Here is an 11,684-nt window from a genome sequence, read left to right on the forward strand (position 1 = left end):
TTAAAATACTTTGTTTTAGGCTCTTTATCTTCAGGTCTCTTATTATATGGTTGTTCGTTAGTTTATGGATTTACAGGTTCAGTGGATTATTCAGAAATTGCAAAAGTTGCAACAGAACATAGCGGAGCTTTAAAGTTTGGATTAGTTTTTATTCTATGTGGAATAGCATTTAAGGTATCTGCAGTTCCATTTCATATGTGGGCTCCAGATGTTTATGAAGGTTCACCTACATCTGTTACAACATTTTTTGCTATGGCTCCCAAAGTTGCAGCTATCGCAGCTTTAATAAAATTTTTAAACGTCCCATATGCAAATTTCATCAGTGAATGGAAAACTATTATTATTGTTCTGTCGATTGCATCTATGTTTCTTGGAGCCGTTGCTGCTATTGGCCAAAGTAATTTGAAACGACTGATGGCTTTTAGCTCTATCGGCCATGTTGGTTTTATACTTGCAGGACTTGCAATTGCTACACCTCAGTCATTAAGCGCTGTTTTAGTTTATATAGTTATTTACGTTTTTATGAATATTGGTGTTTTTGCTTGCATTATGTCTTTAAATAGAAATGGAGTTTATTTTGAAAATATTTCTGATTTATCGGGACTTTCAAAACATCATCCTCTTATTGCTGTTTGTTTGACAATATTAACGTTTTCACTTGCAGGAATACCTCCACTTGCAGGTTTTTTTGCAAAATTTTATATTTTCTTAGCTATCATCCAACAAAAAATTTACTATCTTGCAGTTATTGGTTTGTTGTCTGCTGTAATTGCAGCATTTTATTATCTTAGAATTATAAAAGTTATCTATTTTGATGCAGCTAAAGAAAGTTATAGTAAAGATTATAGCTATGGCTTGAAATTTTCAATAATTGTTTCAACCGTTGTTATATTATTTTATTTTATCGATCCATCCTCACTTAATACAATTGTAGAAAGTATTACAAAAAATATTAAATAAATGAATCTGCCTATTTTTAATTTTACAAAAATAGAGAGCACAAATGATTTTGCGAAATCATTAATTACTAAACATAAAATTTTTAAGGGAATTGTTATTGCCGATGAACAAACTAAAGGTCGTGGTACATATGGTAATCATTGGAGTTCTCCAAAAGGAAATTTATACTTCACTATATTTTTTCCAATATTGAGAAATAATTTAAAAAAGATTCAGTTCCTCGTGCAATTACAAATTAAAAATATTTTAAAAACTTATAATATTAAAAATATTGCTTTAAAATGGCCTAATGATCTTTATATTAATGCCAAAAAAGTTTGTGGAATTTTACAGGAAAGTATTATTTTTGGTAAATTTTATTTAATTATAGGTATAGGTATTAATGTAAAATCTTCCCCAAGAATTAAAAAGTATCCAACGACATTCTTAAATAAGGAAACAAAGAAAAAAATTAATTTAAATGAACTAGTAGAAAAGCTAAAAAATGCTTTTACAGTTAATATTATTAATAAAAAATATTCATTTAAAAAGATCTCTGCAAATTGGAATAAATATGCTTTATATAAAAACAAGTTTATAAATTTTGAATTAAACAATAGGATTTATAAAGGTATTTTTAAAGGTATTAATAACAACGGTGCTTTAATTTTAGAGCATAATAATCACAAAGATTATTTTACGCATGGTAGGATAGTTTGAATTATTTAATTATCGACATTGGTAATACAAATGTAGATTTTGTTAATTTTAATATATTAACTAATAAATTTTCTAATAGTTTTACAGTAGACACCGCAGATATTTTAAAAGGACACTTTAAAGTTATTGATAAAAAAGTTAAAAAAAATTTTTACAAAAAAGCTATATGTTCAAGTGTTGTTCCTGAGGTTTTTAATCGTTTAAAAATAAATTTAAAAAAAAAGAATATTCACTTAATTGAAATTAAAAATAATAATATAAAACTACCTGTTAAAATTAAAATTAATAAGCCTAAACAAGTTGGTTCTGATCGTATAGTAAATTCCATTGCTGCTTTTAAGATTTATAAAAGAGATTCAATTATTATTGATTTTGGTACTGCTACAACTTTCGATGTTATAGTTAAGAATGTTTATTTAGGCGGAATGATAACGCCTGGAATCAATCTGTCATTAAAGGTCTTAAAAGAAGCAACTGCTAAGCTGCCATTAATAAAATTAAAAAAAACCACTAAATATATTGGTAAAGATACAAAGACGGCGATGAATAACGGTATGTATTGGGGTTATATTGGTTTAATTAAAGAACTAGTGAATAAAATTATGAAAGAAACAAATAAGAAGTACCTCGTTATATTTACTGGAGGACTTGCAAATATTTTCTTTTCCTCATTTCCTTTCAAAAACAAAGTTATTGATCAGCAAATAACACTTAAAGGTGTAGCTGAAATTTTAAAATTTAATCTAAAAAATATTTAATGGTCAAAGGTGGAAAAGAGCTAGTTTATTGCTCTCTAGGTGGAGCAGGAGAGATCGGTATGAATTTGAATTTATTTGGCTACGGTAAGCCAAGTGAATACAAATGGATTATCGTTGATATTGGAGTTACTTTTTCAGATGATAATATTCCAGGTATCGAAGTTATTTTGCCTAACCCAGAATTTATTGCAAATCAAAAAGATAATTTACTAGGTATTGTTTTGACCCATGCTCATGAGGATCATGTTGGTGCAATTGCTCATTTGTGGCCAATGTTAGAATGTCCAATCTATGCAACTCCATTTACCGCGGCCATTGTTAGAGAAAAATTCAAAGAATTAAAAATTAATATAGGTAATCATTTAAAAATTGTTGAATTAGGTGGAAATGTAAAATTAGGACCTTTTGATATTGATTACGTAACACTAACTCATTCAATTCTAGAACCAAATGGACTTGCAATTAAAACGCCCGAAGGTGTTGTTTTGCACACAGCGGATTGGAAAATTGATGATGATCCTTTAATTGGTGAAAAAACTGACGTTAAAAAATTAACAGAACTTGGAAAAAATGGCGTTCTTGCAATGGTTTGTGATTCTACAAATATTTTTAATTTAGGAACTTCAGGGTCAGAAATTTTAGTAAGAACAGGTCTTTTAACTATTTTAGAAAAGATGAAAAATAGAATTGTTATTACATCTTTTGCATCGAACGTTGCAAGGATGGAAACAGTATTTAAAGTTGCAGAAAAAATCGGCAGGCAAGTTTGTTTAGTTGGAAGGTCGATGAATAGAATTTATCAGCTGGCAAGACAGTGCAATTATTTACAAGATATAAAAGTTCCAATTGACGTTAGAGATTCAAAAAAAATACCTAAAAATAAAATTGTATTTCTTTGCACAGGTTCTCAAGGAGAGCAAAGAGCTGCATTAGCAAGAATTGCAAATGGAACTCATCCAGATGTGCATTTAGAAAAGGAAGATAATGTTATTTTCTCTTCACGAATTATTCCAGGAAATGAAAAAAAATTATTTAAGATTTTTAATGATTTTTCTAAGAACAATATTAACGTTTTATCGGAGGAGAATTCTATGATCCATGTCTCTGGACATCCTGCTCGTGATGATCTTAAAAAAATGTATTCATGGGTTAAACCTAAAATATTAATTCCTGTTCATGGTGAGCATAGACACATTGCGGAACATATTAAGTTTGCAAACGAAATGGGCGTAAAATTTCCAATTAAAGTAAGCAATGGTGACATCATAAGACTTTCCCCAGGAGAACCTGAAGTAGTAGATAAAGTTACATGGGGAAGAATTTACTTAGATGGCAAAGTTTTAATTGATAACGATTCTTCTGTTTTAAAAGAGAGAAGAAATATTGCAGCAAATGGATATATGGAAATTACAGTATTAATATCTAAAAATGGGCAGATCAAAAATAATCCAATTATTAGTCTAAAAGGAATTCCATTATTTGAAGAGGATGTAGGTGAAATTGAATATGATTTAGAGGATGTGGTGATGAATACCTGTAAAACTTTTAATTTAAATAATTCAAAACAAGAAAAAAATTTAATTGATACTTTAAAAGGTAATTGCAGAAAATTAATTAATGAAAAATCAGGAAAAAAACCTTTAGTGAATATTAATTTAGTTAGACTTTAACTTATGTCGATAACAGGCGGTATTATTATTTATGTAAATTTATGGATGGTGATTTTATTTATGGTATTACCCTTCGGCGTTAAAAATCAAATTGATTCACCTAATTTTCAAAAAGGCACTGATCCTGGGGCACCAATTGAATCAAAAATGAAAATGAAGATTTTAATAACTACGCTTATAACCACGATTATTTTTTCTTTAATATTTGCTTTAGACAAATTAGATTTGTTTTATATAAGAAAAATATTATTTTAATGTTGATTTCAAAGTTATTTTTTCCTGTTCTTAGAGAAGTCTCAGCTGATGCAAAACTAAAGTCGCATCAAATTATGCTTAAAGCCGGTATGATTAGGCAAAGTGCAGCTGGAATCTATTCATGGTTGCCTTTGGGACATAAAGTTTTAAAAAAAATTGAACAAATTGTTAGAGAAGAACAAGATAATGTAGGCGCTCAAGAAATGTTAATGCCAACTATTCAATCAGCAGATATTTGGAAAGAAAGTGGTAGATACGATGATTATGGTCAGGAAATGCTTAGGATTAAAGATCGAGGCGATCGGGAGTTATTATATGGACCAACTAATGAAGAACTTATCACTGAGATTTTTAGAGACAATGTAAGGTCTTACAAATCTTTGCCTTTAATTCTTTATCATATTCAGTGGAAATTTAGAGATGAAATCAGACCAAGATTTGGAGTCATGCGATGCAGAGAATTTTTAATGAAGGATTCTTATTCATTCGACCTTAATAAGGAAGATGCAATTAAGTCTTATAATAAAATGTTTTATGCATATCTTAGAACGTTTACTCGATTAGAGTTAAAAGCATTACCGCTTCGTGCAAGTTCAGGACCCATTGGAGGTGACGCCTCTCACGAATTTATTATTCTAGCAGATACAGGAGAAAGTCAGGTTTATTTAGATAAATCATTGCTTAATATTGATGTGAATAGTTTTGATAATTCTGAAGCTTCTATTAATAAAATGATTACAGCATTTTCAACACCTTATAGCGCAACTGATGAAAAGCATTCTGAAGAAGAATTTAATAAAAAAGTTTCAAAAGAAAATCAGTTAGCAACTAAAGGAATTGAAGTTGGTCATATTTTTTATTTTGGTAACAAATATTCAAAACCTATGAAAGCAAACGTTTTAAATAAAGAAGGTAAGAATGTGAATGTTGAAATGGGATCTTATGGAATTGGAGTTTCAAGGCTTGTAGCAGCAGTAATTGAAGCAAAATGTATCGAAGGCGTTATGAAGTGGCCATTTGAGATATCTCCATTTGATATTGCAGTTATTCCTCTTAATAATAAATCAGATAGCGCACCTTTAGATAAGGCTCGTAAAATTTATGAAACTTTACTAAATAATTCCATTGATGCTATTTTAGATGACACTCTTGAAAGTCCATCTAGTAAATTTAAAAATTTTGATCTAATAGGAATTCCTTATCAAATTATCATCGGTTCAAAAAGTAATGATGATAAACTAGAATTTAAAGAGCTAAACGCAAAAACAGAAATGTTAACAATTGAAGAGATAATTAAAAAAATAAAAAAATTAAAAGGCTAAATTGATTTCCGCTGCAGAATTATTAATAATTAAAAATTATATTCGATCAAAAAAAAAGGATAGTTTTTTAAAAATTATCTCCATTTTTTCTTTTCTTGGAATAGCTATTGGGGTTGCAACTCTTATTATTGTTATGTCAGTAATGAATGGGTTTAGAGCTGAATTATTTAATAAACTTTTAAAGTTTAATCCTCATATTATTGTTCATTCTGTTGGTACTGATGAGTTAAATATTCCTAAATTAACTCAGTTTTTTAATGAAAGAAAAATTGAAGTTAAAAGCATTAGAAAAGTTATTAAAGCTCAAGGGTTATTAATTTCAGAAAGAACTAACTCTGGAATTGGAATTATTGGAATTAATAAAGAAGACTTACTCAAGGACGAGTTTGCCAAAGATTTAACTGGTTATGAGAAGGGCTCAGTTATCATCGGTACAGCCTTGGCAGATAAACTTGGAATTGCGAAAAATAATAAGATTAATGTACTTTCGGCAAATAATGTTTCAACGCCATTTGGTAAATTACCTCAACAATTCACATATAAAGTAGCCTCTACATTCTCAAGCGGAGTTTCAGAGTTAGATTATAACTACATTTTTATTCCCTATAGTGATGCTTTAGAATTTATTAAAAATAATAAAAATCTTATATCTGTAGATATTAAGATTAAAGACGTTCATAACGTTGATTTTTATAAAAAAGAATTACAGAAAAATTTTCAAAATTATTACTTCACAACATGGATTGATAATAATCAAACATTCTTTGATGCTCTATTAGTTGAGCGTAATGTGATGTTTATTATCTTAACACTTATTATTATTGTTGCTGCATTTAATATTGTAACTGGCATGACAATTTTGGTTAAAAATAAAACTAAAGAGATTGCAATTTTTAACACTCTCGGAATGTCTAAGTTTTCTATTTCAAAAATCTTTTTTATTATGGGATCTTTTATTGGAATTACAGGAACTATATTTGGAGTAATTCTTGGGATAGTTTTTGCTTACAACATAGAAGCTATCAGACAATTTGTAAGCTTTATTTTTCATGTAAGAGTTTTTCCTCCTGAGATTTATTTTTTAAGCAAAATGCCATCATTAATAGATTTTAAATCAGTTCTTATTATCTGTTTATTTTCAGTGTTGATTACATTCTTTGCAAGTTTATATCCTGCAATCTCAGCTTCTAAACTTAATCCAATTAAAGGATTAAAATATGACTGATAATTTTTTACAGTTAAAAAATATTCAAAAAAAATACATTGATGCCACTAAAAATATCCAAGTTTTAAATGGCATTAATTTATCTTTAAGTAAAAATAATATTGTATCTTTAATAGGACCTTCTGGTTCTGGTAAATCTACTCTTTTGCATATTTTAGGTTTATTAGAGACCGTTGACCAAGGTGACTATTTTTTTAATGATGTGAATTTAATTGATTTAATAGATGATCAAAAAACAGTCTATAGAAGAAAGAGTATTTCAATAGTTTATCAATTTAATAATTTAATTTCTGATCTTCGAGCAATAGATAATGTTGTTCTACCTTTGTTAGTTAATAATTTAGATAAAAATCAGTCTTATAATAAAGCTCAGAGCTTACTTGTAAAACTTGGTTTAAAAGAAAGATTAAATCACTACCCTCATGAATTATCAGGAGGTGAACAGCAGCGCGTTGCAATCGCAAGAGCTTTAATAAATGAACCTGAACTAATTTTAGCAGATGAACCAACAGGTAATTTAGATAACAAAACGGCAAATGAAGTCTTTGAAGTACTTTTAAGTTTAAAATCAAAAGAAAGATTAATTGTTTTTGCAACTCATAATAGAGAATTGTCTGACAAAGCAGATATTCAGTTAGCTATTCAAGATTCTAATGTTAGAATTTTGAAATAGAAAAATGAGTCTCAAAGATATTACTTTTAATCACTTTAAAATTCATACTCAGTACTCAATTTGCGAAGGTGCAGTTAAAATTGAAGAATTAGCAAAATATGCAAAACTTTCAAAATTTTTATCTCTTGGAATATCTGACTCTTACAATTTAAGTGGAGCTTTAGAGTTTTCAGAAGAATTATCAAAAGTTGGAGTTCATCCAATAATTGGAACTCAACTTAATATAAAAACTGACAATATTATTGGTAAAATTTCACTGATTGCAAAAAATGAGGATGGCTATAAAAATTTATTAAAACTTTCCTCTAAGTCCTATTTAGATATTAATGAAACAGATGCGCCTCATTGCACAATTAAAGATTTGCTAGATTACAGCAGTGGGCTTTTTATTTTATTGGGTGGAAAACATACTTTAACATCTCAACTTATTCTTAATAATCAAGATAAGATATTTTTAAATAATGTAAGTAAATTAAAGTCCGCATTTAAAGATAGTTTATTTTTTGAAATACAGCGACATAATGAGGTCAATGAAGACAGAATAGAAAATTTTTTAATTAGTACTTCTAAATCTTTAAAAGTTCCTATTATAGCTTCACAAGAAGTATTTTATATTCATCAAGATATGTATGAGGCTCATGATGCATATATTTGTATTGGCCAAAAAGCTTATGTAGAGGATAAAAATCGAATTAGCTATTCAGACCAACATTATCTTAAAAGCAACGAAGAAATGCTTAAATTATTTGCTGATTTACCAGATGCTTTAGAAAATAATCATAATTTAAAATACCAATGTCTATATCGACCACTACCAAACAAACCCTTACTTCCAAACTTTATCACTACTTCTTCAATTGAGAAAAATATTGATTCTGTACTTCAAGAATTAGCTCATAAGGGATTAGAGATAAGATTAAAGGAAGTTATTTTGAAAAATATTACTGACCCTAAGCAAATTGAAGCAACTAAAAAGATTTATGTAGATAGATTAAACTACGAAGTAAAAATGATTAGCCAGATGAAATTTTCTGGTTACTTTTTAATTGTCTCTGATTATATTTTATGGGCTAAAAATAATAATATTCCTGTAGGACCCGGAAGAGGATCTGGAGCAGGATCTTTAGTTGCTTGGGCGTTATCTATCACTGAACTAGATCCAATTAAATTTGGACTAATCTTTGAGCGTTTTTTAAATCCAGATCGAATTTCAATTCCAGATTTTGATATAGATTTTTGTCAGGAAGATAGAGACAAAGTAATTAATTATGTGAAAAACAAATATAAAGGTGGAGTTGCACAAATTATTACATTTGGAAAACTTCAAGCTAGAATGGCAATCCGAGATATTGGTCGTGTGATTGGTTTACCTTATAGCGTTGTAGACTCTCTTTCAAAAATGATCCCTTTTGATCCTTCGCGACCTCTTTCATTACAAGAGTCCGTTGCACTTGAGCCAAGAATTCAAGAGGCTCAAAAAAATGATCTTAAGATCGATAAGTTAATTAAATTAGCAATTAAACTTGAGGGACTTTATAGAAATATTGCAACTCATGCTGCTGGTATAGTTATTGCAGACAGACAAATTGAAGAAATTGTTCCTTTATATAAAGATTTTGATTCAGAAAATGATATTCCGGTTACACAATTTGACATGAAGTGGTCTGAGAATGCTGGACTTGTAAAATTTGATTTTTTGGGTCTTAAAACACTAACGGTTATAAAAAAGACTGTTAATTCTCTTAAAGATAATAACATTAAAATAAATTTAAAAGACCTTCCTCTTGATGATCCAAAAACTTTTGAACTTTTATGTTCAGGAGAAACAATGGGTGTGTTCCAGTTAGAAAGCGCAGGAATGAGAGAAGTTTTAAAGCAAATGAAGCCTAATAAATTTGAGGATATCATCGCATTAGTCGCTCTTTTTAGACCAGGTCCAATGCAGAATATTTCTAAATACAATAATTGTAAGCATGGCGTAGAAAAACCAGATTATCTTCATCCAAAAATAGAGCATATTTTAAAAGAAACCTACGGAGTTATTATTTATCAAGAACAAGTGATGCAAATAGCTCAATGCCTTTCAGGATTTTCAGCTGGCAAAGCTGATATTTTAAGAAAAGCCATGGGTAAGAAAAAATCAGCAGAAATGGAAAGGCAGAAAAAAGATTTTATAGAAGGAGCTGTTAAAAATGGAATTACCAAAGATCAAGCTGTTTACATTTTTCAATTAGTTGAGAAGTTTGCACAGTATGGATTTAATAAAAGTCATGCAGCAGCCTATGCATTAATTGCTTATCAGACAGCTTATTTAAAAACTCACTATCCTTTTTATTTTATTGCAGCTTCTATGAATTTAGATTTAGCTAATACGGATAAATTAAATGAGTATTATGAAGAATTAAAACGATTAAAGATAGAGGTGGTGCTTCCATCTATTAATGATTCTTTTGCAGATTTTATTGTTAAAGATAATAAAGTTTATTATGCATTAGCAGCAATCAAGGCAGTTGGCTATGAATCAATTAATCAAATAATTGATGATAGAAAAAATAAAGGTGAATTTAAATCTTTAGAAGATTTTATTTTAAGAGTTGATTCAAAATTAATTAATAAACTTCAAATGGAAGGTCTTATTAAATCTGGCGCTTTTGACTGCTTAGAAGGTAATCGTAAATTTTTATTTGATGCCGTGCCTGAAATTATTAAGATTTCTAAAAATTATAATGAAACAAATCTTTTACAGGATAGTTTATTTGGAAATGATAAGAATAGTAAAATTCCATCTTTAGAAAATTTAATAAATAAAAAAGAATCTTGGAATCAAAATGAAAAAATGAAGAATGAATTTGAATCTATAGGTTTTTTTATTAGTGAACACCCACTTTTAAATTATGAAAAAATATTAAAAACTTATAATGTAAAAAAATTTTCTGATATTTCAGAGAATGATTTAAATAAAGAATTTGTTCTTTCTGGTACTTTAATGGCTATTCAAGAAAAGAAAACGGCAAAAGGCCAGCCATTTGCAATTATTAAACTAAGTGATCTTAGTCGAATGTATGAACTATTTATTTTTTCAGAAATCTTACTAGGAAATCGTGATAAAATGTTACCAGGAAATTCTTTTTTGATAAATATTGTTAAAGAAAAAATGGCTAATGGAACTACAAGATTAACAGTTCGAAAACTAACTGAGATTAATTCAATTAAAGAGGCAAGAATTAATAATGCTGAAATTTTTATTAAAAATTTAGAAAGTATTGATGAGTTAAAAGAAATTTTAAAAGATGGAGGTGATACAAAAGTTTTAATTAGAATGAATTCTAAAGATAAAAACTACATTTTTAATCTTAAAACTAATAAGTTAATTGATGCCAATATAGTTAGTGTCCTTAATAGTTCAGGTTTTGAATGCAAATTTCACTAGTATTCACTTGCGTTTTTTCCAGATTTTAATATAAAACGCTAAAAATTCGCACACAGTTGTGGGTAGAAATACCCCCCGGTCCAATAAAGGCAGAAACTGTGGTGGAAATAACCGGAGAAAAAAATGAACATACCTGCTGCGTCCGTAAAAGAGCTTTTAGAAGCCGGCGTGCATCTAGGTCACAAGACTTTTAGATGGAACCCAAAAATGAAGAAGTTTATTTTTGGGGAAAAAAACTCAATCCACATTATTGATTTACTTCAAACAGTAAAATTACTTAATAATGCAATGCTAGAAATGCATAAATGTGTAGCTTCTGGTGGTAAAATTTTATTCGTTTCAACAAAAAAACAGGCAAGCGAGTTGATTGCAGAAGTTGCTAAGGAAACAGGACAATTCTTTGTTAATCATAGATGGCCTGGTGGAATGTTGACTAATTGGAAGACTATTAGCAATTCAATAAGAAGATTAAAAAAACTCACAGAAGAACTTAACAAAGAAAATAAAGGCTTTACTAAAAAAGAACTTATTAAAATGAGTCTTGAACGAGATAAGTTAAATAGATCGTTAGGTGGAATTGCAGAGATGAAAGGCGTTCCTAATATGCTATTTGTTATCGATACAAATATTGAGTCATTAGCAATTGCTGAAGCTAAAAAATTAAAAATTCCAATAGTTGCAGTTGTTGATAG

The 11,684-nt window shown here is 28.7% G+C and carries 10 protein-coding genes; all 10 read left to right on the forward strand.

Annotated features, from left to right (window positions below):
• The coding region (locus AC8IGH_RS04220; protein ID WP_507419471.1) for an NADH-quinone oxidoreductase subunit N at window positions 1-960 on the forward strand (960 nt) is incomplete at its 5' end.
• On the forward strand, window positions 961-1,659 hold the full coding sequence (locus AC8IGH_RS04225) for a biotin--[acetyl-CoA-carboxylase] ligase (RefSeq protein WP_507419472.1): 699 nt from the start codon (window positions 961-963) through the stop codon (window positions 1,657-1,659). It abuts the gene before it with no gap.
• A complete protein-coding gene (locus AC8IGH_RS04230; protein ID WP_507419473.1) occupies window positions 1,656-2,417 on the forward strand; it encodes a type III pantothenate kinase in 762 nt (253 codons plus the stop codon). The genes AC8IGH_RS04225 and AC8IGH_RS04230 overlap by 4 nt, the downstream gene beginning before the upstream one ends.
• Window positions 2,417-4,087, forward strand: a complete 1,671-nt coding sequence (locus AC8IGH_RS04235) for a ribonuclease J (RefSeq protein ID WP_507419474.1) — start codon at window positions 2,417-2,419, stop codon at window positions 4,085-4,087. Before AC8IGH_RS04230 ends, AC8IGH_RS04235 begins: the two co-directional genes overlap by 1 nt.
• 3 nt (window positions 4,088-4,090) lie before the next feature.
• On the forward strand, window positions 4,091-4,342 hold the full coding sequence (locus AC8IGH_RS04240) for a DUF1467 family protein (RefSeq protein ID WP_507419475.1): 252 nt from the start codon (window positions 4,091-4,093) through the stop codon (window positions 4,340-4,342).
• Window positions 4,342-5,664, forward strand: coding sequence for a proline--tRNA ligase (gene proS / locus AC8IGH_RS04245; protein ID WP_507419476.1), 1,323 nt, complete (start codon window positions 4,342-4,344; stop codon window positions 5,662-5,664). The genes AC8IGH_RS04240 and proS overlap by 1 nt, the downstream gene beginning before the upstream one ends.
• 1 nt (window position 5,665) lies before the next feature.
• Window positions 5,666-6,889 carry a lipoprotein-releasing ABC transporter permease subunit gene (locus AC8IGH_RS04250; RefSeq protein WP_507419477.1) on the forward strand — a complete coding sequence of 408 codons (1,224 nt, stop codon included), beginning with the start codon at window positions 5,666-5,668 and terminating at the stop codon, window positions 6,887-6,889.
• Window positions 6,882-7,562: an ABC transporter ATP-binding protein gene (locus tag AC8IGH_RS04255; protein WP_507419478.1), complete on the forward strand. Its 681-nt coding sequence runs from the start codon at window positions 6,882-6,884 to the stop codon at window positions 7,560-7,562. Before AC8IGH_RS04250 ends, AC8IGH_RS04255 begins: the two co-directional genes overlap by 8 nt.
• 4 nt (window positions 7,563-7,566) lie before the next feature.
• Window positions 7,567-10,992, forward strand: a complete 3,426-nt coding sequence (dnaE, locus tag AC8IGH_RS04260) for a DNA polymerase III subunit alpha (protein WP_507419479.1) — start codon at window positions 7,567-7,569, stop codon at window positions 10,990-10,992.
• 123 nt (window positions 10,993-11,115) lie between these two features.
• On the forward strand, window positions 11,116-11,684 hold a 569-nt coding region (rpsB, locus tag AC8IGH_RS04265; RefSeq protein WP_507419480.1), incomplete at its 3' end, for a 30S ribosomal protein S2.

The organism is Candidatus Allofontibacter sp. (assembly GCF_038145245.1).
Lineage (GTDB): Bacteria > Pseudomonadota > Alphaproteobacteria > Pelagibacterales > Pelagibacteraceae > Fontibacterium.